Here is a 24079-nt window from a genome sequence, read left to right as displayed (position 1 = left end):
GCAGGACTGCAAAAAACAAAACCCGGCGATTGCCGGGTTTTTTTGTATTACATGCGTTCTACGGTTTCGATACCCAGGGTATCCAGACCCAGCTTCAGGGTCTTCGCCGTGAGCTGCGCCAGCTTCAGGCGGCTGTTGCGGACCGATTCGTTTTCCGCAGACAGAATAGGGCAGTGTTCGTAGAAGCCGGAGAACAGACCCGCCAGATCGTACAGGTAAGCACACATCACGTGCGGCGTGCCGTCACGCGCGACAACCGTCAGCGTCTCTTCAAACTGCAGCAGGCGCGCCGCCAGCTGTGCTTCACGATCTTCCGTGATGGTCACTGCCGCATTCGCCAGTACGCTTTCATCAATGTTTGCCTTACGGAACACCGAGAGCACGCGGGTGTAGGCGTACTGCATGTAAGGCGCCGTGTTGCCTTCAAACGCCAGCATGTTATCCCAGTCGAAGATATAGTCGGTGGTACGGTTCTTGGATAGATCCGCGTATTTCACCGCACCGATCCCCACGGCGTTGGCCAGTTTTTCCAGCTCATCGGCAGGCATGTCCGGGTTCTTCTCGGCCACCAGACGACGGGCGCGTTCCAGCGCTTCGTCCAGCAGGTCGGACAGCTTCACTGTACCGCCCGCACGGGTTTTGAACGGCTTGCCGTCTTTGCCCAGCATCATGCCGAACATGTGGTGTTCCAGCGGAACGCAATCCGGCACGTAACCGGCTTTACGGACGATGGTCCACGCCTGCATCAGGTGCTGGTGCTGACGGGAGTCGATGTAGTACAGCACGCGGTCAGCATGCAGCGTCTCGTAACGGTACTTCGCGCAGGCGATATCGGTGGTGGTGTAGAGGTAGCCGCCATCCTTTTTCTGGATGATCACGCCCATCGGTTCGCCTTCCTTGTTTTTATACTCATCAAGGAACACCACCGTTGCGCCTTCGCTCTCTACCGCCAGGTTTTTCGCTTTCAGGTCAGCCACAATGCCGGGCAGCATTGGGTTATAGAGGCTTTCACCCATCACGTCGTCACGGGTCAGGGTGACGTTCAGGCGGTTATAGGTCAGCTGGTTCTGAGACATGGTGATGTCGACAAGCTTGCGCCACATCTCGAGGAAGTATTGGTCGCCGCCCTGCAGTTTTACCACATAGCTGCGCGCGCGCTCGGCAAAGGCTTCGTCTTCGTCGTAGTGCTTTTTAGCTTCGCGGTAGAAACCTTCCAGGTCCGCCAGCGCCATTTCACCCGCGTTTTCCTGCTGCTGTTTTTCCAGGTAAGCAATCAGCATGCCGAACTGGGTACCCCAGTCGCCCACGTGGTTCGCGCGGATCACCTTGTGACCGAGGAACTCGAGCGTGCGCACCGCGGCATCACCGATGATGGTGGAGCGCAGGTGACCAACGTGCATCTCTTTCGCCACGTTCGGGGCAGAGTAGTCGATCACGACGGTCTGCGCCTCCGGCTGGGAAACGCCCAGACGGTCAGATTTCAGCGCCGCGTCAACGTGGCTTGCCAGGAATGCAGGCTCAAGGAAGATGTTGATAAAGCCCGGACCGGCGATTTCGGTTTTGCTGGCAATGCCGGAAAGATCCAGATGCGTCAGTACCTGCTCAGCGAGCTGTCGCGGCGGCATGCCCAGTTTTTTAGCCACTGCCATCACGCCATTAGCCTGATAGTCGCCAAACTGTACTTTTGCTGACTGACGAACCTGCGGTTCGCAATCCGCAGGCGCGCCTGCGGCAATCAGTGCCTGACTGACTTTTTCGGAGAGAAGAGCCTGAATATTCACCTGGATACCTTACGTTTTTGATGCGGGCTTACAACCGCCCGCGCCAGTTAAAGAATTTAGGGCGGGAGTATACTGCAAATGCCTTCTGGCGTCAGCATTGCGGGGCCTGAAGATTGCTCAGAATCCAGGCGGTGAAGGTATGCATAATCATGCAGTCATAAAAAGCCGGATTCTGCGGTTGGTCAAAACAGGGCAACAGAGTAAATTAGCGGCTTTGCGACATGAAAAGAGAGTGACTTATGGCGAACTGGCAATCCATTGACGAACTGCATGATATTTCCGCAGATTTACCGCGCTTCACCCAGGCGTTCACAGAACTTGCCACCCGTCTCGGTCTGGATATCGCGCCGCTTGAGGCCGATCACATCTCTTTGCGCTGTCATCAGAATGCCACGGCCGAGCGCTGGCGTCGCGGGTTCGAACGGTGCGGCGAGTTGCTCTCCGAGAACATCATCAACGGTCGCCCCATTTGCCTGTTCAAACTGTATGAACCGGTGAACGTGGCGCACTGGCAGTTCAGCGTGGTTGAACTGCCGTGGCCGGGAGAGAAACGCTATCCGCACGAAGGCTGGGAACATATCGAAATTGTCCTGCCGGGTGAGCCGGAAACGTTGAACGCGCGCGCGCTGGCCCTCCTTTCTGACGAAGGCTTAAGCAAGCCGGGAATTTTTGTGAAGACGAGTTCACCCAAAGGCGAGCGTGAGCGGTTACCTAACCCGACGCTGGCCGTCACTGACGGGCAGGTCACGGTGAAGTTTCATCCGTGGACCATTCAGCAGATCGTTGCCAGCGAAGCGTAAGAGATGTGAGTTCACGCCGGGACTGAAAACGGACGGCGTGTGAAGATGTTTCGTTTAGTGGAATTTCAGGAGGATTAAATGGCGCTGCTGGAGATTTGTTGTTACAGCGTGGAGTGTGCCGTGACCGCGCAAAAGCACGGGGCTGACCGTATTGAACTGTGTGCGGCACCCAAAGAGGGCGGGCTGACGCCGTCCTACGGCGTGTTGAAGTCTGCCCGTCAGGCCGTCACCATTCCCGTTCACCCGATTATTCGTCCGCGCGGCGGTGATTTTTGTTACACGGCGGGCGAGTTCAGTGCCATGCTTGATGATATCGCGCTCGTTCGGGACCTGGGGTTTTCAGGGCTGGTGACCGGCCTGCTGGATGAAGACGGCAATATCGATCTACCGCGCATGCGTCAGATTATGAGCGCCGCGCAGGGGCTGGCCGTCACTTTTCATCGCGCATTTGATATGTGTAAAGATCCGCTTCAGGCCTTTGAAACGCTTGGAGAACTTGGCGTGGCGCGCGTTCTGACATCGGGTCAGCAGGCGTCAGCTGAAAAAGGACTGCAATTAATTACGGAACTAAAAGCACATTCTGGTGTTCCAATAATAATGGCGGGTGCGGGAGTCCGCGCCAGCAATCTGGAACGGTTTTTAAACGCCGGGGTAGAAGAGCTGCACAGCTCCGCGGGTAAATGGATACCTTCGCCCATGCGTTATCGCAATACAGGATTGTCAATGTCGACGGATGCTGAAGCGGATGAGTATTCACGCTATGGCGTAGAGGGAGAGTCGGTTGCGGAAATGAAGTCGCTGATTGAGCGCCATCACGTGTAGCAACGTACCGATTTTTACCGCGCATCATGTCGCCCAATATGATGCTTGCTTGTACCAGGCCCCTGCAATTTCAACAGGGGCCTTTTTTTATCCCCTTACCCTAACCCTCGCCCCTATGGGGAGAGGGCCGGGGTGAGGGGAAAACTACGGCTTGGTCGCAATCAACACCGCACGCATCGGAGCCGGATAGCCTTCGATGGTTTTGCTGTGGTTGGCCGGGTCGAGGAATTGCTCCAGCGATTCGGTGATCATCCAGTCGGTGCGGCGCTGTTCCTCGAGCGAGGTCACGCTGACGTCGGCAATCCGCACATCCACAAACCCGCACTTCTCCAGCCAGTTCTTCAGCGCCAGCGCGGAAGGGATGAAGTAAACGTTGCGCATCTGCGCGTAGCGATCGCCCGGGACCAGAACGGCATGTTCATCGCCTTCAATCACCAGCGTTTCCAGCACCAGCTCGCCGCCGCTGACCAGCTGATCCTTCAGTTGCCACAGGTGTTCAAGCGGGGAACGACGGTGGTACAGCACGCCCATGGAGAAGACGGTATCAAAGGCTTTCAGGGCAGGGAGTTGTTCAATGCCCAGCGGCAGCAGGTGCGCGCGCTGGTCGTTACCCAGCAGCTTGCGCACCGCTTCAAACTGGCACAGGAACAGCTGCATCGGGTCAATACCGACCGCCAGATGCGCGCCCGCACCAATCATGCGCCACATGTGGTAACCGCTGCCGCAGCCCACGTCCAGAATAGTACGTCCGGTCAGGTCGGAAAGGTGAGGCAGTACGCGATCCCATTTCCAGTCCGAGCGCCATTCGGTATTGATGTTCACGCCGTAAAGTGAAAACGGCCCTTTGCGCCACGGCATCAGGTTACGCATCAGCGTTTCGATGCGGTTGATCTGCCCGGCCGGAAGCGGCTCTTCGCTCTCGGCGGTTACGCTGTGGAGAAGATCCAGACGATGCGGGGTCAGTTCGGGCAGGAACTCCACCGCGTTTGACCACTGCTTTAACAGGCCGTGCTGCTGATCGCGCTGCCAGGCGGCAATCTGCGCGGGCAAGGTTTCCAGCCAGTGGGAGAGCTGGTTTTTGGCAATCAGCTGATAGAAGTTACTGAATTCGATCATGCGGACTCTCCCGCTTTCAGCGCCACCAGAGAGCCAAAGTTAAAGCACTGGAACCACAGTTCGCTGTGCTCAAACCCGGCTTTGCTCAGACGCGCTTTGTGGGTTTCTACGGAATCCGTCAGCATCACGTTTTCGAGCATGCTGCGCTTCTGGCTGATCTCCAGCTCGCTGTAGCCGTTCGCCCGTTTGAAATCGTGGTGCATGTTGAACAGAAGCTCGCCAACCTCGGCATCTTCGAAGCTGAATTTCTCCGAGAGCACCAGCGCGCCGCCGGGATTCAGCCCCTGGTAAATTTTGTCCAGCAGCAGCTGGCGGTCTTCAGGGACCAGGAACTGCAGGGTGAAATTCAGCACCACCATCGACGCGTTATTGATCTCAATCTCGCGGATATCGCCTTCCACCACGTCGACCGGAACAGGAGCTTTATACGCGTCAATGTGGCGACGGCAGCGCTCAACCATCGCCGGGGAGTTATCGACGGCAATGATTCGGCAGCCTTCGTGGTGAACGTTACGACGAACCGACAGCGTTGCCGCGCCGAGCGAGCAGCCCAGGTCATAGACCTGCGTGCCGGGTTGAACGAAGCGCTCAGCCAGCATGCCGATCATAGAGATAATATTGGAATAACCGGGAACAGAGCGCTGGATCATATCCGGGAAGACTTCGGCTACCCGTTCATCGAAGGTCCAGTCGCCCAGGCTGGCGATAGGCGCGGAAAAAAGCGTGTCGCGATCTGACATAACGTAAAAATCCGGGAAAAATAAAGTGGCGTATTGTGCGCTAATGGAGGGAGAAAACCAACTCCCACGGCATATACCACAGGTTAGCCAGCACCATCAGCAAAAGCGAACACCAGGTCGCACTCATGCCGGAACGACGCCAGCGGATTAAGCGGTGGTGAAAACCGTAATAGTGCATCAGGCGGCCAGCAATAAGAAGCAGGCCACAGATGTGCACCATCCAGGTTTCTGCGCCATTCATCTCCATAAAAAGCAGCAGGATTAAGGCTGCGGGAATGTATTCGACCGCGTTGCCATGAATGCGGATAGCGCTTTGTAGCTCGGAAAATCCGCCGTCACCGTAAGAGACGCGGTACAGCGTTCTGAGGCGCACAACATCAAATGAAAACTTAATCAGCAGTAATGCACCTAACACCGCATACAGCGCGCTGACCATACAAACTCCCTGTTTTTGGCAGATGGCACTTCACTATGATAGGGGGTGATATCAGAAAAGAGAAGATTGTTGTGGGATGGAAGGGGCGCTGCCCACGGACGGCACCGCAGCCTGCAAGGCCTGCCACAGAGCATCGACCAGTTCGGGGGCCTGGGCGATATCCGGCGTGTGCAAAAAGAGATACGGCGTGGTGGTATGTTCCCACTTCGCTAACGTTTGCAGCCAGACGGCGAACATCGCCTGATTTTGCTGCATGTTATCGCTGCCGATATACCTGACCATTGGGTTCTGCGCGGTCACGATGGCGTGGACCGGCACTTTCGGTTTTTTACGCTGAGCTTCAACGATGGCTTCGCTATGGGGGACCGCGCTGTGCACCGGCCGGCTATCGAGGATCACCCGGTTAACGGAACGCTCAAGCAGGCCGCGATTGAGCGCTTTTTCTGCTTCGCCCTTTGCAAAAAATTCAGGGTGCCTGACTTCAACGCCGTAGGTGAATTCACGGGGCAGGGCATCCAGGAACTGCCAGAGCGCAGGTAAATCGCGCGGGCCAAACGTGGCGGGCAGCTGGATCCAGTACTGACCGATGCGGTTCGCCAGTGGCGACATGCGCGTAAAAAACTCTTCGGTCAAATCCCCGCAGTTGCGCAGCGCGGCCTGGTGGGAAACGGTGGCTGGAAACTTAAAGCAGAAGCGGAAGTCGTCGGTCGTTTGTTCCCGCCAGCGCGTAACAATCTCGGCTTTGGGGAGCGCATACAGGGTGGTGTTACCCTCAACACAGTTGAAGTGCCGGGCATATTCCTCAAGGCTGGTGATGCCGAGGCGCACCCATTTCGGGTGCGACCACTGGGGCAGGCCCACGTACATCATAGCGCGCTGACAATCTCATCCGTGCTGCGCACGCGGCCGATGCGCGGGAAGATATGGGTCATGCTGCCCTGGTGCTGTTCCGCGGAGGCCGCGCTGCAGGCATCTTCGGCGATCACCAGATTAAAGCCCAGCTCCCACGCGTTGCGGGCGGTAGACTCCACGCCGATGTTGGTGGAAATGCCGCACAGGATGATGGTGTCGATGCCGCGACGGCGGAGCTGCAGCTCGAGATCGGTACCGTAAAATGCGCCCCACTGGCGTTTGGTCACTTCAATATCGCTGTCGCGTTTGCCAAGTGAGGCCGGGTACGTCCACCAGTTTTCCGGCAGGGCGCGTGCAGGAACCTGGGCATCAACGGGCTGTTTTAACGCTTCGGCGTAATCCGCGGACCAGCCGACGCGCACCATGACAACAGGCGCACCGCTGGCACGACATGTTTCCGCCAGGCGAGCAGCGCGGCTGACCACATCATCCGCAGTATGTGGGCCACCGGCGAAGGGCAGAATACCTTCCTGTAAATCAATCACAACAAGTGCGGTTTTACTGGCATCAAGTGTTAACATCGTTACTCCCGTTAAATGAATCACTTCCAGACACCATACGACGTCATGGCCTGTTATTGGTCGGATAATTTTGTTAATTTTTGTGAGAATGCGCAATAAGAGTGCAGCAAACGACCGCCTGGCCGTGGTTCGCTCTTATCGTCCGGCGGAATTTCCAGTATAATAGCCGCCTTTTTTCATCCAGTTGTGACATACAGAAAGCTGCGACATAGTAGCCTGCATACCAGGCGACATTTAGCCTGCGGCTAATTAAGGGATATCTCATGCGTACAGAATATTGCGGGCAGCTGCGTCAGTCCCACGTCGGACAGCAGGTAACCCTGTGTGGTTGGGTCAATCGTCGTCGTGATCTTGGTAGCCTTATCTTCATCGATATGCGCGACCGCGAAGGTATCGTTCAGGTGTTCTTCGATCCGGATCGCGCAGATGCGTTGAAGCTGGCCTCTGAGCTGCGTAATGAGTTCTGCATTCAGGTTACCGGCACCGTGCGCGCGCGTGACGAGAAAAACGTCAACTCCGACATGGCGACGGGTGCCATCGAAGTGCTGGCGTCCGATCTGGTGATAATCAACCGTGCAGAAGCGCTGCCGCTGGACTCCAACCACGTCAACACTGAAGAAGCGCGTCTGAAATACCGCTACCTGGATCTGCGTCGTCCGGAAATGGCTCAGCGCCTGAAAACCCGTGCGAAAATCACCAGCCTGGTGCGTCGCTTTATGGATGACCACGGTTTCCTCGACATCGAAACCCCGATGCTGACCAAAGCCACGCCGGAAGGCGCTCGCGATTACCTGGTCCCATCCCGCGTTCATAAAGGCAAATTCTACGCGCTGCCGCAGTCTCCACAGCTGTTCAAACAGCTGCTGATGATGTCCGGCTTCGATCGCTACTATCAGATCGTTAAATGCTTCCGCGACGAAGACCTGCGCGCTGATCGCCAGCCTGAATTTACCCAGATCGACGTGGAAACCTCCTTCATGACTGCCGAGCAGGTGCGTGAAGTGATGGAAGCTCTGGTGCGTAGCCTGTGGAACGACGTGAAAGGCGTTGAACTGGGCGATTTCCCTATCATGACCTTCGCTGAGGCCGAGCGTCGTTACGGCTCTGACAAACCAGACCTGCGTAACCCGATGGAGCTGGTGGACGTAGCAGACCTGGTGAAAGGCGTTGAGTTTGCCGTCTTCGCTGGCCCAGCTAACGATCCTAAAGGCCGCGTGGCCGCCCTGCGTGTACCGGGTGGTGCTGCCCTGAGCCGCAAGCAGATCGACGACTACGGTAACTTCATCAAGATCTACGGCGCGAAAGGTCTGGCCTATATTAAAGTGACCGAGCGCGCGAAAGGTCTGGAAGGCATCACCAGCCCGGTAGCGAAATTCCTGAACGCGGACATCGTGGAAGCGATCCTTGAGCGCATCGGCGCGCAGGACGGCGACATGATCTTCTTCGGCGCAGACAACAAGAAAGTCGTGGCTGATGCGATGGGCGCGCTGCGTCTGAAGCTCGGCAAAGACCTGAGCCTGACCGACGAAAACAAATGGGCGCCGCTGTGGGTTATCGACTTCCCAATGTTTGAAGACGACGGTGAAGGCGGCCTGACCGCAATGCACCACCCGTTCACCTCGCCAAAAGACATGACGGCGGCAGAGCTGAAAGCGGCACCGGAAGACGCGGTCGCGAACGCTTATGACATGGTTATCAACGGCTACGAAGTGGGCGGTGGTTCCGTGCGTATTCACAGCGGCGAAATGCAGCAGACCGTGTTCGGCATCCTGGGCATCAACGAGCAGGAGCAGCGCGAGAAGTTTGGCTTCCTGCTGGACGCTCTGAAATACGGTACGCCGCCGCACGCGGGCCTGGCCTTCGGTCTTGACCGTCTGACCATGCTGCTGACCGGCACCGATAACATTCGTGATGTTATTGCCTTCCCGAAAACCACTGCCGCAGCGTGTCTGATGACCGAAGCGCCAAGCTTTGCCAACCCGGCTTCTCTGGCCGAGCTGGGCATTGAAGTGGTGAAGAAGGAAGAGAAAAACTGATATGGCATATAAGCTTCCCGTTTCGGTCCTGGTGGTCATTTATGCAGAAGACACGAAGCGGGTGCTGATGTTGCAGCGGCGCGATGACCCTGATTTCTGGCAGTCGGTAACCGGCAGTCTGGAAGAGGGGGAAACCGCGTTGCAGGCCGCCGCGCGCGAAGTAAAGGAAGAGGTCACCATTGACGTTGCCCGCGAGCAACTGACCCTGAAGGACTGCCAGCGCACGGTGGAGTTTGAAATTTTTAGCCATTTACGTCATCGCTACGCGCCGGGTACCGAGCGCAATACGGAGTCGTGGTTCTGTCTCGCGCTTCCCCATGAACGGGAGATCGTGTTTACCGAACACCTGACCTACCGCTGGGTGAGTGCGGCGGATGCCGCCGCACTCACCAAGTCGTGGAGCAACCGGCAGGCGATTGAAGAATTTGTAATTAACGCAGCCTGAGAAGGCGCGATTTTTGGAGAACTTTTTATGGCAGGTCATAGTAAGTGGGCCAACACCAAACACCGCAAAGCGGCACAGGATGCCAAGCGCGGTAAGATCTTTACCAAAATCATTCGCGAGCTGGTGACAGCAGCGCGTCTGGGCGGCGGCGACCCGGCTTCTAACCCGCGTCTGCGCGCGGCGGTAGATAAAGCGCTGTCTAACAACATGACGCGTGACACCCTGAACCGTGCTATCGCACGTGGCGTGGGCGGTGATGAAGACGCGAACATGGAAACCATCATTTATGAAGGTTACGGCCCTGGCGGTACTGCGGTGATGGTTGAGTGTCTGTCCGACAACCGTAACCGTACCGTTGCGGAAGTGCGCCACGCGTTCACCAAAACCGGCGGCAACCTGGGCACTGACGGTTCCGTTGCTTACCTGTTCAGCAAAAAAGGCGTCATCTCCTTCGAGAAAGGCGACGAAGATGCGATCATGGAAGCGGCGCTGGAAGCCGGTGCGGAAGACGTAGTGACCTTCGATGACGGCGCTATCGACGTTTACACCGCGTGGGAAGAGATGGGTGCCGTGCGCGATGCGCTGGAAGCGGCTGGCCTGAAAGCGGACAACGCTGAAGTGTCCATGATCCCGTCCACCAAAGCGGACATGGATGCTGAAACGGCACCGAAACTGCTGCGTCTGATCGACATGCTCGAAGACTGCGACGACGTGCAGGAAGTGTACCACAACGGTGAAATCTCTGATGAGGTTGCAGCGACTCTCTGATGAGAGCCTGTAAACCGTTTACGGGAGACGCGTGATGTCGATTATTCTCGGGATTGACCCAGGCTCACGCGTCACCGGTTATGGCGTTATCCGTCAGGTGGGACGCCAGTTAACCTACCTGGGCAGCGGCTGTATTCGCACCAAAGTGGACGATCTTCCTTCACGCCTGAAGCTCATTTATGCGGGCGTGTCGGAGATCATCACCCAGTTTCAGCCGGACTATTTCGCCATCGAGCAGGTCTTTATGGCGAAAAACGCCGATTCAGCGCTAAAGCTCGGTCAGGCGCGCGGTGTCGCCATCGTCGCTGCCGTGAACCAGGATTTGCCGGTATTCGAATACGCTGCACGTCAGGTCAAGCAGACGGTGGTGGGCATTGGGAGCGCGGAGAAAAGCCAGGTGCAGCATATGGTGCGTACCTTGCTGAAGCTTCCCGCGAACCCGCAGGCCGACGCCGCGGATGCGCTGGCGATTGCGATTACCCACTGTCACGTCAGCCAGAATGCGATGCAAATGAGCGAGTCGCGGCTCAATCTGGCGCGAGGCAGGTTACGATAATCAGAAATCAGGCTGGATAAATATCCAGCCTTTTTTTATTATGTCGGCAGTTAATTTCTCCCAGAACGCAGGAGCGTCACGTGATAGGCAGACTCAGAGGCATCATCATTGAAAAACAACCCCCGTTAGTGCTGCTGGAAGTGGGTGGCGTGGGCTATGAAGTCCATATGCCGATGACCTGCTTCTACGAGCTGCCGGACGCGGGCAAAGAGGCGATTGTCTTTACCCAGTTTGTGGTGCGTGAAGATGCCCAGCTGCTCTACGGCTTCAATAACAAGCAGGAACGGACCCTGTTCCGCGAGCTGATTAAAACCAACGGCGTTGGGCCGAAGCTGGCGCTGGCGATTTTGTCCGGCATGTCGGCACCACAGTTTGTGAATGCCGTTGAGCGCGAAGATCCTGCGGCGCTGATTAAGCTTCCGGGCATTGGTAAGAAAACCGCCGAGCGCCTGATTGTCGAAATGAAAGACCGCTTTAAAGGTCTGCATGGCGATCTGTTCACTCCGGCTGCCGATTTGGTACTGACCTCTCCTGGCGGCCCTGCGACGGATGATGACGCCGAGCAGGAAGCGGTTGCCGCGCTGGTGGCGCTGGGCTATAAACCTCAGGAGGCCAGCCGTATGGTGAGCAAAATTGCCAAACCGGACGCCAGCAGTGAAACCCTGATTCGCGAAGCGCTGCGCGCTGCATTGTGAGGTAAAGGATGATTGAAGCAGACCGCCTGGTATCGGCAGGCACAATTCAGGCAGATGACGTGGTGGATCGCGCGATCCGCCCAAAACTGCTTGATGAGTATATCGGCCAGCCGCAGGTTCGTTCCCAGATGGAGATTTTCATCCAGGCGGCAAAGCTGCGCGGCGATGCGCTCGATCACCTGCTGATTTTTGGCCCTCCCGGTTTAGGCAAAACCACGCTGGCGAATATCGTTGCCAATGAGATGGGCGTCAATCTGCGCACCACCTCCGGCCCGGTGCTGGAGAAGGCGGGCGATCTCGCGGCGATGCTGACTAACCTCGAACCGCATGACGTGCTGTTTATCGATGAGATCCACCGCCTGTCCCCGGTGGTGGAGGAAGTGCTCTATCCGGCGATGGAAGATTACCAGCTGGATATCATGATCGGTGAAGGCCCGGCCGCGCGCTCTATAAAAATCGATCTGCCGCCGTTTACCCTGATTGGCGCCACCACCCGCGCCGGGTCGTTGACCTCTCCGCTGCGCGACCGTTTCGGCATCGTGCAGCGTCTTGAGTTTTACCAGGTGGCGGACCTCCAGCACATCGTTGGCCGTAGCGCCCGCTATATGGGGCTGGAGATGAGCGAAGAGGGCGCGTTTGAAGTGGCGAAGCGTTCCCGCGGTACGCCGCGTATCGCCAACCGCCTGCTGCGCCGCGTGCGTGACTTCGCCGAAGTGAAGCACGATGGCACGATTTCCGTTGAGATCGCCGCTCAGGCGCTGGATATGCTGAACGTCGATGCCGAAGGCTTTGACTATATGGACCGTAAACTGCTGCTGGCGGTGCTGGATAAGTTCTTTGGCGGCCCGGTCGGGCTGGATAACCTGGCGGCGGCTATTGGGGAAGAGCGTGAGACGATTGAAGATGTGCTGGAGCCGTATCTGATCCAGCAGGGCTTCCTGCAGCGTACCCCGCGTGGACGTATGGCAACGGTGCGGGCGTGGAATCATTTCGGCATTACGCCACCGGCAATGCCGTAATGTTGTGTTCCCTCTCCCTGAGGGAGAGGGACAGGGTGAGGGCATCAGCGCCCTCCATGTTAATTCGCGGTCTTTTTCATCATACTGAAGATAAACAGCATCGCCGCACTGAGCACCACTGACGGCCCCGCTGGCGTGTCATAGAACGCCGAGAATGTTAATCCCCCCGTTACCGCAATCATTCCGATAATCACGGCTACGCCGGCCATCTGCTCCGGCGTACGGGCAAAACGACGCGCCGTGGCGGCAGGGATGATCAGCAGCGACGTAATAATCAGCGCGCCGACAAACTTCATTGCGACGCCAATCGTTAACGCCGTCACCAGCATCAGCAGCAGTTTTACGCGCTGCAGCTTCACGCCGTCGACAAATGCCAGATCCGGACTGACGGTCATGGCCAGTAAATTCCGCCACTGCCAGAGCAGAATAGCGAGCACCACCACCACGCCAACGGCGATAGCGATGAGATCTTCCGGCGTTACGGCCAGAAGGTCGCCGAAGAGGTAGGCCATCAGATCCACGCGGATGTTCGACATCAGGCTGACCACCACCAGGCCCAGAGACAGGGCGCTGTGCGCCATAATGCCAAGCAGCGTATCAATGGCGAGGTGAGGGCGCTTTTCCAGCCAGACCAGACCGGCGGCCAGCAGCAGCGTGACCACAATCACCGCGTAGAAGGGGTTTACATCCAGCAGCAGACCAAAGGCAACGCCCAGCAGAGACGCGTGCGCCAGGGTATCGCCAAAATAGGACATTCTGCGCCAGACAACAAATGAGCCGAGTGGGCCCGCGGCGCAGGCAAGCATAATCCCGGCCAGCCAGCCGGGCAGTAACAGTTCAATCATGAGTGTCCATTTCCCCGACGCAGTACGATTCGTCCCTGTAAATCATGGCGATGATTATGATGATGACGGTAAATACCCAGCTGTTCAGCGCCGCGGGGGCCGAACATGGAGATAAATTCCGGGTGCATTGACACCACTTCAGGCGTACCGGAACAGCAGATATGGTGGTTGAGACACAGCACTTCGTCGGTTTTTGCCATTACCAGATGCAGGTCGTGAGACACCATCAGCACGGCGCAATCAAGCTCCCGACGTAGCTGGTCGATCAAATCATAAAGCGCAACCTGACCATTCACATCCACACCCTGAGTTGGCTCATCCAGTACCAGCAGCTGCGGGCTGCTCAGCAGCGCGCGGGCAAGTAACACTCGCTGAGTTTCACCGCCGGACAGTTTTTGCAGCGGCGCATCGACAAGATGGCCCGCCTGCACGCGTTTCAGTGCCGGAAGAATATCGGCTTTACGGGTGCCGGGGCGCAGACGCAGGAAACGGCTGACCGTCAGCGGCAGCGTGGCGTCGAGGTGAAGTTTTTGCGGCACATAGCCAATACGCAATTTTTCCTCGCGCTTAATCACGCCTTCATCGGGGGCGACCAGACCCAGCACCACGCGCACCAGGGTGGATTTGCCTGCGCCATTGGGGCCGAGCAGCGTCAGAATTTTGCCGGACTTCAGATCGAGCGACACGTCAGAGAGGACGCGGCGCTGCCCGAATGAGACCGAAATATTTTCAAGAGAAACCAATGTCGTCATGTCATTTTAAGCTTGAAGAAGTCAACGAATGTTATAATATCACATTCCACGCATTCACTACGATGATTAGTCGCATTATGTTACATAAAAATACGCTTCTTTTCGCAGCATTATCCGCTGCCCTTTGGGGTACAACCGCACAAGATGTTAACGCTGCGGTTGTCGCTTCGCTTAAACCACTCGGTTTCATCGCGTCCGCCATTGCAGACGGGGTAACGGAAACCCAGGTTCTGCTCCCTGATGGTGCATCCGAGCATGACTATTCCCTGCGCCCGTCAGATGTAAAACGCTTACAAAACGCGGACTTAGTTGTCTGGATTGGTCCGGAAATGGAAGCGTTCATGCAGAAGTCAGCAAAACAGGTTGCTGGCGAAAAACAGGTCGCGATTGCCGAACTCTCCGGCGTGAAACCGTTGCTCATGAAAGGGGCGGATGACGACGGTGACGAACATGACCATCATGCCGCAGACGGGGAAAAAGGTGATGGAGATCACCATCACGGCGAGTACAACATGCATCTTTGGTTATCCCCAGAGATAGCGCGGCTTTCAGCGGTTGCAATCCATGACAAATTAGTGGAACTTATGCCGCAAAGTCGAGCCAAACTAGACGCCAACCTGAAGGATTTTGAGGCACAATTAGCCGCAACCGATAAGCAGGTTGGTAATGAGCTCGCACCGTTGAAAGGTAAAGGGTATTTCGTTTTTCATGACGCCTACGGCTACTATGAAAAACATTACGGTTTGACCCCACTGGGTCACTTCACCGTCAACCCTGAAATTCAGCCCGGTGCGCAGCGTTTACATGAAATCAGAACACAGTTGGTTGAGCAAAAAGCGACATGCGTTTTTGCTGAGCCACAGTTCAGGCCAGCGGTCGTAGAAGCCGTGGCCAGGGGAACATCCGTGCGCATGGGGACCCTTGACCCGCTAGGTACGAATATCCAGTTGAGCAAAGCGAGCTATTCGCAGTTCCTCAGCCAACTGGCGAACCAGTATGCGAGCTGCCTGAAAGGAGAATAACGAGGAAGTGAATACGTGCAACAGATAGCCCGCTCTGTCGCCCTGGCATTTAACAATCTGCCTCGACCCCACCGCGTTATGCTGGGGTCGCTTACAGTACTCACCTTAGCGGTCGCCGTCTGGCGGCCCTATGTTTACCACCCGAGTTCTGCCCCTATCATCAAAACCATTGAGCTTGAAAAGAGCGAAATCCGTTCTTTGCTGCCTGAAGCCAGTGAGCCTATCGACCAGGCGGCTCAGGAAGATGAAGCCATCCCGCAGGATGAACTGGACGATAAAACCGAGAACGAAGCGGGTATCCACGAATATGTTGTGTCTACCGGAGACACGCTGAGCAGCGTGCTGAACCAGTACGGCATCGACATGGGTAATATCAGCCAGCTGGCGGCTGCGGATAAAGATCTTCGTAACCTGAAAATCGGACAACAGCTCTCCTGGACATTAACGGCTGATGGCGATCTCCAGCGTCTGACCTGGGAAATGTCCCGCCGCGAAACCCGCACCTACGATCGCACTGCAAACGGTTTCAAGATGACCAGCGAAATGCAGAAGGGTGACTGGGTTAACAGCGTTCTGAAAGGCACCGTGGGCGCGAGCTTTGTCTCCAGCGCGCGCGATGCAGGCCTGACCAGCGCTGAAATTAGCTCGGTGATCAAAGCCATGCAGTGGCAGATGGATTTCCGCAAGCTGAAGAAGGGCGATGAGTTCTCCGTCCTGATGTCCCGCGAAATGCTGGACGGCAAGCGCGAGCAAAGCCAGCTGCTGGGCGTACGTCTGCGCTCCGAGGGCAAAGATTACTACGCGATTCGTGCCGAAGACGGTAAGTTCTATGACCGCACCGGTACTGGCCTTGCGAAAGGCTTCCTGCGCTTCCCGACGGCAAAACAGTTCCGCGTCTCCTCTAACTTTAACCCGCGTCGTCTGAACCCGGTAACCGGTCGCGTCGCACCGCACCGTGGCGTTGACTTTGCCATGCCGCAGGGCACACCGGTACTGGCGGTAGGAGATGGCGAAGTGGTGGTGGCCAAGCGTAGCGGTGCCGCCGGATATTATGTCGCGGTACGTCATGGTCGTACTTATACGACCCGCTATATGCACCTGCGTAAGCTGCTGGTCAAACCGGGCCAGAAGGTGAAGCGTGGTGACCGTATCGCGATCTCCGGCAATACCGGACGCTCTACCGGCCCGCACCTGCACTATGAAGTGTGGATCAACCAACAGGCCGTGAACCCGCTGACGGCGAAACTGCCGCGCACCGAAGGCCTGACAGGTAAAGATCGTACTGATTATCTGGCGCAGGTGAAAGAGGTGATGCCGCAGCTGAGCCTAAACTAAGCTCTCTGTTTTTGTTAAAAAAGCCGGCTCACACTGACGCCGGCTTTTTCTTTTGTGCGTGGACGACTGCCTCGCTACACTATCTGAATAAAATTTTGCGTCATCAGACCCTGGATCCAGCATGGAAACCAAAAAAAACAATATTGAATACATTCCTGAGTTTGAAAAATCCTTCCGCCATCCGCGCAACTGGGGCGCCTGGCTTGGTGTCTATGCCTTTGCGGGGATGGCGTTGCTGCCGGCTTCCGTCCGCGATCCTGTTTTGGGGAAAATTGGCCGTCTGGCCGGGCGTTTAGGCAAGAGCGCCCGCCGTCGCGCGCAGATCAACCTTTACTACTGTTTTCCTGAGAAAAGCGACGCCGAGCGCGAGGCAATCATTGATGAGATGTATACCACCGCGCCGCAGGCAATGGCGATGATGGCCGAACTGGCGCTGAAAGGGCCGGATAAAATCGTCGATCGCGTTGACTGGAAAGGGCTGGACATCATCGAGGAGATGCGCCGCAACGACGAGAAAGTCATTTTCCTCGTCCCACACGGCTGGGGCGTTGATATTCCGGCGATGCTCATGGCCTCTCAGGGGCAGAAAATGGCGGCGATGTTCCATAACCAGGGAAATAAAATCTACGATTTTGTCTGGAACACGGTGCGTCGTCGTTTTGGCGGACGTTTGCATGCGCGTAACGACGGCATTAAGCCCTTCATTCAGTCGGTACGTCAGGGGTACTGGGGCTACTATCTGCCGGATCAGGACCACGGCCCCGAGCACAGCGAGTTTGTCGATTTCTTTGCGACCTATAAAGCGACGCTCCCCGCGATTGGTCGCCTGATGAAAGTCTGTCGTGCCCGCGTGATCCCGCTATTCCCGGTCTATGATGGCAAAACGCATCGTTTGAGCATTGAGGTTCGTCCGCCGATGGACGATCTGCTCACCGCGGACGACCACACCATCGCCCGTCGAATGAACGAAGAGGTGGAGATACTGGTGGGGCCGCATGCCGAACAGTACACGTGGATCCTGAAGCTGCTTAAAACGCGTAAGCCGGGTGAAACAGAGCCCTATAAACGCAAAGAGCTTTATCCGAGGAAATAAAAAAAGCCCTCTCCAGATGGAGAGGGCTTTTTAACACAGACGTTATTACTCGACGGTCATAACGCGCGTGGTGTTGGTTGAGCCGATGGTGCTCATCACGTCGCCCTGGGTCACAATGACGATATCACCGGACACCAGATAGCCTTTGTCACGCAGCAGGTTTACGGCATCGTGTGCCGCAGCTACGCCGTCATTGGTGCTGTCGAAGTGAACCGGCGTCACGCCACGGTACAGCGCGGTCAGGTTCAGGGTACGTTCGTGACGGGACATGGCGAAGATCGGCAGACCAGAGCTGATACGAGAGGTCATCAGCGCGGTGCGGCCAGATTCGGTCATGGTGATGATCGCGGTAACGCCCTTCAGATGGTTTGCCGCGTACATTGCAGACATCGCAATCGCTTCTTCCACGTTGTCGAACTGCACGTCCAGACGGTGTTTAGAGACGTTGATGCTTGGGATCTTTTCAGCGCCCAGGCAGACGCGCGCCATGGCGGCCACGGTTTCTGCCGGATACTGGCCTGCAGCGGTTTCCGCAGAGAGCATCACCGCATCGGTACCGTCCAGCACGGCGTTAGCCACGTCCATGACTTCTGCACGGGTTGGCATTGGGTTGGTGATCATCGATTCCATCATTTGAGTGGCGGTGATCACCGCGCGGTTCAGCTGACGTGCGCGACGGATCAGCGCTTTCTGGATCCCTACCAGCTCAGGGTCGCCAATCTCCACGCCCAGGTCACCACGCGCAACCATCACCACGTCAGACGCGAGGATCACATCGTCCATCGCATCCTGATCGCAAACGGCTTCCGCGCGTTCAACTTTCGCGACGATTTTAGCATCGCAGCCTGCATCACGTGCCAGACGACGCGCATAGTTCAGATCTTCGCCGCAGCGCGGGAAGGAGACCGCCAGGTAGTCAACGCCGATCAGCGCAGCCGTCACGATGTCCGCTTTGTCTTTATCGGTAAGCGCTTCTGCAGAGAGGCCGCCGCCCAGTTTGTTGATGCCTTTATTGTTGGAGAGCGGGCCGCCGACGGTGACTTCGGTGAACACTTTCATGCCCTGAACTTCCAGCACCTTCAGCTGTACGCGACCGTCGTCCAGCAGCAGGATATCGCCTGGTACCACGTCAGCCGGCAGGCCTTTATAGTCGATACCGACTTTCTCTTTATCGCCTTCGCCTTTGCCCAGGTTGGCATCAAGCAGGAATTTGTCGCCGATATTGAGGAAAACTTTACCCTCTTTAAAGGTCGATACGCGGATTTTTGGACCCTGCAAATCGCCGAGGATAGCTACGTGGCGGCCCAGTTTGGCTGCGATTTCACGCACTTTATCGGCACGTAACTTATGGTCTTCTGGCGTACCGTGAGAGAAGTTCATACGCACCACGTTGGCGCCGGCGGCGATAATTTTCTCAAGATTATTATCGCGATCGGTGGCCGGGCCTAAGGTGGTTACGATCTTGGTTCTGCGAAGCCTTCTGGACATGTAATACTCCGTTGACTGAAACAACTTTGGTGTTGCGTGAACATTGAATCGGCCTTCATCTGCTGCAAGGCAGCGGAGAGTGGACCGAATGCCGTAAATCGTTACATCGTAATTATTGGTTACGTCTTCGTTATCAACTATCAGGGAACATCGCTCTTTATAAGCAATTCTTTATCAAAACGCGATTCCTTCAGCGCTTCCTTGACCCGCTTCAAGTTATCCCGGAATTTTGCGCCCCGACGTAAGGTAAAACCGGTTGCCAGCACGTCAATCACGGTGAGCTGCGCCAGTCGGGAAACCATCGGCATATAAATGTCGGTGTCTTCCGGCACGTCGAGGGTGATCGCCAGCGTCGCTTCACGGGCGAGCGGCGTACCTGCCGTGGTGAGGGCAATCACCATGGCATCGTTTTCACGGGCCAGCTGAGCCAGCTCTACCTGACTCTTGGTGCGGCCGGTGTGCGAAATCAGCACCACGACGTCATCTTCACTGCAATTCATACAGCTCATGCGTTGCAGCACAATGTCATCGGAATAAATAACCGGGACGTTAAAGCGGAAAAATTTGTTCATCGCGTCATGTGCCACGGCTGCCGACGACCCGAGACCAAAGAACGCAATCCGCTTGGCCTGGGTGAGTAAATCCACCGCGCGATTCACGGAACTCATGTCCAGAGACTGACGGACGTGGTCGAGCGAAGCCATGGCCGATTCAAAAATTTTCGCGGTATAGGCATCAACGCTGTCGTCTTCATCCACATTACGATTAACATAAGGGGTGCCGTTAGCCAGACTTTGTGCCAGATGCAGTTTAAAATCAGGGAAGCCGCGCGTTTCCAGGCTGCGGCAAAAGCGATTGACCGTCGGTTCGCTAACACCCGCTTCCTGTGCCAGAGCGGCGATGCTTGAATGAATCGCCTGAGCGGGGGAGGCGAGAATGACCTCGGCCACTTTTCGCTCGGATTTGCTAAGGTGTTCCAGTTGAAACTGGATTTTTTCCAGCATGTTCATGTTAACAGGACGCTCATGGGTGTAAACGATTTCATAAATTGATGAAATCGTGATTCGATTTAGCCGATATTACCCTTGTGGCTTCCATTAAGGGTAACAATCGACAAGATAATGTTGTTGTTTTTTTTCATTACTTGATCGGTGTCGGGTTTTACTGTGACCCCGTTGCGCAAAGAAACGACGGTTGTTGCGTCATTGCGCCGTCGTAATCCTCCAAAGGGGGAAAAATCGCGTTATCGCACGCGACGATAAGCGCTAATGGTTTCGGGAATGACGTAAAAGCAGTACAGTGCATTGTAATAAAATTACAACGATACCTGGCAGAAGTACCAGGTGATCCAACTGAGGAGAATGACATGGCGGTAACGCAAACAGCCCAGGCATGTGACCTGGTCATTTTCGGCGCGAAAGGCGACCTTGCACGCCGAAAATTGCTGCCTTCCCTGTATCAACTGGAGAAAGCGGGCCAAATTCATCCGGATACCCGTATCCTGGGTGTTGGGCGCGCCGACTGGGACAAGGACGCTTATACCAAAGTCGTCCGCGAGGCGCTCGAAACTTTCATGAAGGAAAAAATTGATGAAAGTTTGTGGGATACCCTGAGTGGACGCCTCGATTTCTGCAACCTGGACGTCAATGACGTCAGCGCGTTTACCCGCTTAGGCGCGATGCTGGATCAGAAAAACCGTGTCACCATTAACTATTTCGCCATGCCGCCAAGCACCTTCGGCGCCATCTGCAAAGGCCTGGGCGAAGCCAAACTGAACGCCAAACCGGCTCGCGTCGTGATGGAAAAGCCGCTGGGTACCTCACTGGCCACCTCGCGTGAAATCAACGACCAGGTGGGCGAGTTCTTTGAAGAGTGCCAGGTTTACCGTATTGACCATTACCTCGGTAAAGAGACGGTACTGAACCTGCTGGCGCTGCGTTTCGCTAACTCCCTGTTTGTGAATAACTGGGACAACCGCACTATCGACCACGTGGAAATCACCGTGGCGGAAGAGGTGGGGATTGAAGGCCGCTGGGGTTACTTTGACCAGGCCGGTCAGATGCGCGACATGATTCAGAACCACCTGCTGCAGATTCTGTGCATGATTGCCATGTCTCCACCGTCTGACCTGACGGCTGACAGCATCCGTGACGCAAAAGTGAAGGTGCTGAAGTCACTGCGCCGCATTGACCGCTCCAACGTGCGTGAGAAGACCGTCCGCGGCCAGTACACCGCCGGGTTTGCGCAAGGCAAAAAAGTGCCGGGCTACCTGGAAGAAGAGGGCGCGAACAAGTCCAGCAACACCGAGACGTTCGTGGCGATCCGCGTGGATATCGACGACTGGCGCTGGGCGGGGGTTCCGTTCTACCTGCGCACCGGTAAACGTCTGCCGGCCAAATGTTCCGAAGTGGTGGTTTACTTCAAAAACCCGGAACTGAACCTGTTCAAAGAATCCTGGCAGGAGCTGCCGCAGAACAAACTGACCATTCGTCTGCAGCCGGACGAGGGCGTGGATATCCAGATCCTGAACAAAGTGCCGGGCCTGGATCACAAACACAACCTGCAGACCACCAAGTTGGATCTGAGTTACTCCGAAACCTTTAACCAGACGCACCTGGCCGATGCTTACGAGCGTCTGCTGCTGGAAACCATGCGCGGTATCCAGGCGCTGTTCGTGCGTCGCGACGAAGTGGAAGAGGCGTGGAAATGGGTCGACTCCATCACCGAAGCCTGGGCTGCCGATCAGGATGCGCCAAAACCGTATCAGGCGGGGACCTGGGGACCTGTCGCGTCGGTGGCGATGATCACCCGCGATGGCCGCTCCTGGAACGAGTTTGAGTAAGATAATCCTCTAGCTCGAAAGTGTTATTTTACCGGTAACATGATCTAACACAGCTAGTGGCACAATTTTCAACTTTTAAGCTCCGCGTGGATTCACCCGCGGAGCTTTTTTTATTACACTGCCGGAAGTGATTTTGCCCCTGAGCTCCGGACAGCAAGCGTTTCAGCGTTGTTAACAACTGCCAGCGACTTTGTAAACTCCCGAGCCGGACAGATAATTTAGAGGAGCTTTTATGAATCCGACATTGTTACGCGTAACACAGCGCATTATCGAGCGCTCGAAAGAGACCCGTTCGGCCTACCTCGCCCGGATTGAACAGGCAAAGAGCAGCACCGTCCACCGATCTCAGCTGGCCTGCGGGAACCTGGCGCACGGCTTCGCCGCCTGCCAGCCTGATGATAAAGCGTCGCTGAAAAGCATGTTGCGTAACAATATCGCCATCATTACCTCCTATAACGATATGCTTTCCGCCCACCAGCCGTATGAGGTTTATCCCACTATCATCCGTAACGCGCTGCACAGCGTGAATGCGGTGGGCCAGGTGGCGGGCGGCGTACCTGCCATGTGCGACGGCGTGACGCAGGGGCAGGACGGTATGGAGCTGTCCCTGCTGAGCCGCGAAGTGATTGCGATGTCCGCCGCGGTGGGCCTGTCACACAACATGTTTGATGGCGCGCTGTACCTCGGCGTGTGCGACAAGATTGTCCCGGGCCTGGTGATGGCGGCGCTGTCGTTTGGGCATCTGCCTGCGATCTTCGTCCCGTCCGGCCCAATGGCGAGCGGTCTGCCAAACAAAGAAAAAGTGCGTATTCGCCAGCTGTACGCGGAAGGGAAAGCGGACCGTCAGGCGCTGCTGGAGGCGGAAGCCGCGTCCTATCATGCGCCGGGGACCTGTACGTTCTACGGTACGGCTAACACCAACCAGATGGTGGTGGAATTTATGGGGATGCAGCTTCCGGGCTCGTCCTTCATCCAGCCGGATGCGCCGCTGCGCAAGGCGCTGACCGAGGCTGCGGCCCGTCAGGTCACGCGTCTGACAGGCAACGGCAACGAATGGATGCCGATGGGTAAAATGGTAGACGAAAAAGTCATTGTTAACGGGATTGTCGCGCTGCTGGCAACCGGGGGGTCAACCAACCACACCATGCATCTGGTGGCCATGGCGCGTGCGGCGGGCATTCTGATTAACTGGGATGACTTCTCCGAGATCTCTTCTGTAGTACCGCTGATGGCGCGCCTGTACCCGAACGGTCCGGCGGATATTAACCACTTCCAGGCCGCAGGCGGCGTACCGCTGCTGATGCGCGAGCTGCTGAAAGGCGGACTGCTACATGAAGACGTGAATACCGTGGCGGGCTTTGGCCTTAAGTGCTACACCCAGGAGCCGTGGCTGAACAACGGCGAGCTGGACTGGCGCGAAGGGGCGAGCGCGTCTCTTGATGCGCAGGTGATCGCCACCATCGACAAACCGTTCTCTCCTCATGGCGGCACCAAAGTGCTGAGCGGCAACCTCGGTCGTGCGGTAATGAAGACCTCTGCCGTACCGGAAGAGAACCAGGTTATCGAAGCGCCGGCAGTGGTGTTTGAAAGCCAGCACGACGTATTACCCGCCTTTGACGCCGGTCTGCTTGATAAAGACTGCGTGGTGGTGGTGCGTCACCAGGGGCCTAAAGCTAACGGGATGCCAGAATTACATAAACTTATGCCACCACTTGGTGTATTATTGGACCGCCGTTTCAAAATTGCGTTAGTCACCGATGGACGCCTCTCCGGGGCATCCGGTAAAGTGCCTTCAGCCATCCACGTGACGCCGGAAGCCTACGACGGCGGTCTGCTGGCGAAAGTACGCGACGGTGACATGATCCGCGTGAACGGCCAGACGGGCGAGTTAACCCTGCTGGTGGATGAAGCCGAACTGGCTGCACGTCAGCCCCATATTCCTGACCTGAGCGCATCGCGCGTGGGTACCGGACGTGAAATGTTCAGCGCGCTGCGTGAGAAACTCTCCGGTGCGGAGCAGGGCGCAACCTGTATTACGTTTTAAGACGACTTGAT

The 24079-nt window shown here is 56.4% G+C and carries 23 protein-coding genes; 13 read left to right on the top strand and 10 right to left on the bottom strand.

All coding sequences use genetic code 11. The features are described from left to right. Positions 1–47: 47 nt before the first annotated feature. Positions 48–1781 carry an arginine--tRNA ligase gene (gene argS / locus DFO52_RS03930; protein ID WP_047647442.1) on the bottom strand — a complete coding sequence of 578 codons (1734 nt, stop codon included), beginning with the start codon at positions 1779–1781 and terminating at the stop codon, positions 48–50. 239 nt (positions 1782–2020) lie between these two features. Between argS and DFO52_RS03925 the strand changes: the two genes are divergently transcribed. Both DFO52_RS03925 and cutC read left to right on the top strand, forming a co-directional pair. Then, positions 2021–2581, top strand: coding sequence for a VOC family protein (locus DFO52_RS03925; RefSeq protein ID WP_133549396.1), 561 nt, complete (start codon positions 2021–2023; stop codon positions 2579–2581). A gap of 78 nt (positions 2582–2659) precedes the next feature. Further along, on the top strand, positions 2660–3403 hold the full coding sequence (gene cutC, locus DFO52_RS03920) for a copper homeostasis protein CutC (RefSeq protein WP_133549394.1): 744 nt from the start codon (positions 2660–2662) through the stop codon (positions 3401–3403). A 144-nt stretch (positions 3404–3547) separates the two neighbouring features. Here the strand turns inward: cutC and cmoB are convergent, their stop codons facing one another. The 5 genes from cmoB to DFO52_RS03895 are packed head-to-tail and all read right to left on the bottom strand — an operon-like array spanning position 3548 to position 7128. Next, positions 3548–4519: a tRNA 5-methoxyuridine(34)/uridine 5-oxyacetic acid(34) synthase CmoB gene (cmoB, locus tag DFO52_RS03915; protein WP_133549392.1), complete on the bottom strand. Its 972-nt coding sequence runs from the start codon at positions 4517–4519 to the stop codon at positions 3548–3550. Beyond that, on the bottom strand, positions 4516–5259 hold the full coding sequence (gene cmoA, locus DFO52_RS03910; protein WP_029741772.1) for a carboxy-S-adenosyl-L-methionine synthase CmoA: 744 nt from the start codon (positions 5257–5259) through the stop codon (positions 4516–4518). The genes cmoB and cmoA overlap by 4 nt, the downstream gene beginning before the upstream one ends. 40 nt (positions 5260–5299) lie before the next feature. Next, positions 5300–5695 (bottom strand): MAPEG family protein, encoded by a 396-nt coding sequence (locus DFO52_RS03905; protein WP_021240443.1) that lies wholly within the window; start codon positions 5693–5695, stop codon positions 5300–5302. Positions 5696–5746: 51 nt separating this feature from the next. Beyond that, a complete protein-coding gene (locus DFO52_RS03900; RefSeq protein WP_133549390.1) occupies positions 5747–6565 on the bottom strand; it encodes a DUF72 domain-containing protein in 819 nt (272 codons plus the stop codon). Continuing rightward, entirely contained in the window at positions 6562–7128 is a 567-nt protein-coding gene (locus DFO52_RS03895; protein ID WP_029741770.1) for a hydrolase, read from the bottom strand. The genes DFO52_RS03900 and DFO52_RS03895 overlap by 4 nt, the downstream gene beginning before the upstream one ends. 263 nt (positions 7129–7391) lie before the next feature. Here DFO52_RS03895 and aspS point away from each other — a divergent pair, with 263 nt between their 5' ends. The 6 genes from aspS to ruvB all read left to right on the top strand — a co-directional run bounded on the left by aspS (position 7392) and on the right by ruvB (position 12647). After that, positions 7392–9164: an aspartate--tRNA ligase gene (gene aspS, locus DFO52_RS03890; RefSeq protein WP_133549388.1), complete on the top strand. Its 1773-nt coding sequence runs from the start codon at positions 7392–7394 to the stop codon at positions 9162–9164. Position 9165: 1 nt separating this feature from the next. Next, positions 9166–9609, top strand: a complete 444-nt coding sequence (nudB, locus tag DFO52_RS03885; protein WP_023312237.1) for a dihydroneopterin triphosphate diphosphatase — start codon at positions 9166–9168, stop codon at positions 9607–9609. 27 nt (positions 9610–9636) lie between these two features. Beyond that, complete coding sequence (locus DFO52_RS03880) at positions 9637–10377, top strand: YebC/PmpR family DNA-binding transcriptional regulator (protein ID WP_008500447.1); 741 nt, start codon at positions 9637–9639, stop codon at positions 10375–10377. Positions 10378–10411: 34 nt separating this feature from the next. Next, positions 10412–10933 (top strand): crossover junction endodeoxyribonuclease RuvC, encoded by a 522-nt coding sequence (gene ruvC / locus DFO52_RS03875; RefSeq protein ID WP_003859749.1) that lies wholly within the window; start codon positions 10412–10414, stop codon positions 10931–10933. Between the two features lie 80 nt (positions 10934–11013). Next, complete coding sequence (gene ruvA, locus DFO52_RS03870; protein WP_023312236.1) at positions 11014–11628, top strand: Holliday junction branch migration protein RuvA; 615 nt, start codon at positions 11014–11016, stop codon at positions 11626–11628. Positions 11629–11636: 8 nt separating this feature from the next. Continuing rightward, positions 11637–12647: a Holliday junction branch migration DNA helicase RuvB gene (gene ruvB, locus DFO52_RS03865; RefSeq protein WP_029741769.1), complete on the top strand. Its 1011-nt coding sequence runs from the start codon at positions 11637–11639 to the stop codon at positions 12645–12647. A 59-nt stretch (positions 12648–12706) separates the two neighbouring features. On the opposite strand, the gene znuB is transcribed toward ruvB, so the two are convergent. Both znuB and znuC read right to left on the bottom strand, forming a co-directional pair. Then, positions 12707–13492 (bottom strand): zinc ABC transporter permease subunit ZnuB, encoded by a 786-nt coding sequence (gene znuB, locus DFO52_RS03860; RefSeq protein ID WP_133549386.1) that lies wholly within the window; start codon positions 13490–13492, stop codon positions 12707–12709. Then, positions 13489–14244: a zinc ABC transporter ATP-binding protein ZnuC gene (gene znuC, locus DFO52_RS03855; RefSeq protein ID WP_133549384.1), complete on the bottom strand. Its 756-nt coding sequence runs from the start codon at positions 14242–14244 to the stop codon at positions 13489–13491. The genes znuB and znuC overlap by 4 nt, the downstream gene beginning before the upstream one ends. 77 nt (positions 14245–14321) lie before the next feature. Between znuC and znuA the strand changes: the two genes are divergently transcribed. From znuA to lpxM, 3 genes are all read left to right on the top strand, one after another. Then, the gene (znuA, locus tag DFO52_RS03850) at positions 14322–15266 is read left to right on the top strand and encodes a zinc ABC transporter substrate-binding protein ZnuA (RefSeq protein WP_047648691.1); all 945 of its coding nucleotides are present in this window, start codon (positions 14322–14324) and stop codon (positions 15264–15266) included. 15 nt (positions 15267–15281) lie between these two features. Next, positions 15282–16601: a murein DD-endopeptidase MepM gene (gene mepM / locus DFO52_RS03845; RefSeq protein WP_023312231.1), complete on the top strand. Its 1320-nt coding sequence runs from the start codon at positions 15282–15284 to the stop codon at positions 16599–16601. 121 nt (positions 16602–16722) lie between these two features. Then, positions 16723–17694 carry a lauroyl-Kdo(2)-lipid IV(A) myristoyltransferase gene (gene lpxM / locus DFO52_RS03840; protein ID WP_029741765.1) on the top strand — a complete coding sequence of 324 codons (972 nt, stop codon included), beginning with the start codon at positions 16723–16725 and terminating at the stop codon, positions 17692–17694. A gap of 45 nt (positions 17695–17739) precedes the next feature. Here the strand turns inward: lpxM and pyk are convergent, their stop codons facing one another. Next, a complete protein-coding gene (pyk, locus tag DFO52_RS03835) occupies positions 17740–19182 on the bottom strand; it encodes a pyruvate kinase (protein ID WP_008500455.1) in 1443 nt (480 codons plus the stop codon). Between the two features lie 140 nt (positions 19183–19322). Next, the gene (locus DFO52_RS03830; protein ID WP_023312229.1) at positions 19323–20192 is read right to left on the bottom strand and encodes a MurR/RpiR family transcriptional regulator; all 870 of its coding nucleotides are present in this window, start codon (positions 20190–20192) and stop codon (positions 19323–19325) included. A 356-nt stretch (positions 20193–20548) separates the two neighbouring features. On the opposite strand from DFO52_RS03830, the gene zwf reads away from it, so the two are divergent. Both zwf and edd read left to right on the top strand, forming a co-directional pair. Further along, positions 20549–22024 carry a glucose-6-phosphate dehydrogenase gene (gene zwf, locus DFO52_RS03825; protein ID WP_023312228.1) on the top strand — a complete coding sequence of 492 codons (1476 nt, stop codon included), beginning with the start codon at positions 20549–20551 and terminating at the stop codon, positions 22022–22024. A gap of 232 nt (positions 22025–22256) precedes the next feature. Further along, positions 22257–24068, top strand: coding sequence for a phosphogluconate dehydratase (edd, locus tag DFO52_RS03820; protein ID WP_133549382.1), 1812 nt, complete (start codon positions 22257–22259; stop codon positions 24066–24068). The last annotated feature ends 11 nt before the right edge of the window (positions 24069–24079 follow it).

This window comes from Enterobacter sp. AG326 (assembly GCF_004362415.1).
In the GTDB taxonomy this organism is placed as follows: Bacteria; Pseudomonadota; Gammaproteobacteria; order Enterobacterales; family Enterobacteriaceae; genus Enterobacter; species Enterobacter asburiae.
Note: the sequence above shows the minus strand (reverse complement) of the source record. Positions and strands in the feature narration are given on the sequence as shown.

Bases quoted from the DNA above. Each gene is read 5' to 3' on its own strand.
- znuB (WP_133549386.1), bottom strand. From the start codon at position 13,492: ATGATTGAACTGTTACTGCCCGGCTGGCTGGCCGGGATTATGCTTGCC.
- znuC (WP_133549384.1), bottom strand. From the start codon at position 14,244: ATGACGACATTGGTTTCTCTTGAAAATATTTCGGTCTCATTCGGGCAG.
- DFO52_RS03830 (WP_023312229.1), bottom strand. From the start codon at position 20,192: ATGAACATGCTGGAAAAAATCCAGTTTCAACTGGAACACCTTAGCAAA.
- cutC (WP_133549394.1), top strand. From the start codon at position 2,660: ATGGCGCTGCTGGAGATTTGTTGTTACAGCGTGGAGTGTGCCGTGACC.
- DFO52_RS03905 (WP_021240443.1), bottom strand. From the start codon at position 5,695: ATGGTCAGCGCGCTGTATGCGGTGTTAGGTGCATTACTGCTGATTAAG.
- aspS (WP_133549388.1), top strand. From the start codon at position 7,392: ATGCGTACAGAATATTGCGGGCAGCTGCGTCAGTCCCACGTCGGACAG.
- DFO52_RS03900 (WP_133549390.1), bottom strand. From the start codon at position 6,565: ATGATGTACGTGGGCCTGCCCCAGTGGTCGCACCCGAAATGGGTGCGC.
- ruvB (WP_029741769.1), top strand. From the start codon at position 11,637: ATGATTGAAGCAGACCGCCTGGTATCGGCAGGCACAATTCAGGCAGAT.
- DFO52_RS03895 (WP_029741770.1), bottom strand. From the start codon at position 7,128: ATGTTAACACTTGATGCCAGTAAAACCGCACTTGTTGTGATTGATTTA.
- DFO52_RS03880 (WP_008500447.1), top strand. From the start codon at position 9,637: ATGGCAGGTCATAGTAAGTGGGCCAACACCAAACACCGCAAAGCGGCA.
- znuA (WP_047648691.1), top strand. From the start codon at position 14,322: ATGTTACATAAAAATACGCTTCTTTTCGCAGCATTATCCGCTGCCCTT.
- cmoA (WP_029741772.1), bottom strand. From the start codon at position 5,259: ATGTCAGATCGCGACACGCTTTTTTCCGCGCCTATCGCCAGCCTGGGC.
- pyk (WP_008500455.1), bottom strand. From the start codon at position 19,182: ATGTCCAGAAGGCTTCGCAGAACCAAGATCGTAACCACCTTAGGCCCG.
- nudB (WP_023312237.1), top strand. From the start codon at position 9,166: ATGGCATATAAGCTTCCCGTTTCGGTCCTGGTGGTCATTTATGCAGAA.
- ruvC (WP_003859749.1), top strand. From the start codon at position 10,412: ATGTCGATTATTCTCGGGATTGACCCAGGCTCACGCGTCACCGGTTAT.
- zwf (WP_023312228.1), top strand. From the start codon at position 20,549: ATGGCGGTAACGCAAACAGCCCAGGCATGTGACCTGGTCATTTTCGGC.
- DFO52_RS03925 (WP_133549396.1), top strand. From the start codon at position 2,021: ATGGCGAACTGGCAATCCATTGACGAACTGCATGATATTTCCGCAGAT.
- lpxM (WP_029741765.1), top strand. From the start codon at position 16,723: ATGGAAACCAAAAAAAACAATATTGAATACATTCCTGAGTTTGAAAAA.
- cmoB (WP_133549392.1), bottom strand. From the start codon at position 4,519: ATGATCGAATTCAGTAACTTCTATCAGCTGATTGCCAAAAACCAGCTC.
- edd (WP_133549382.1), top strand. From the start codon at position 22,257: ATGAATCCGACATTGTTACGCGTAACACAGCGCATTATCGAGCGCTCG.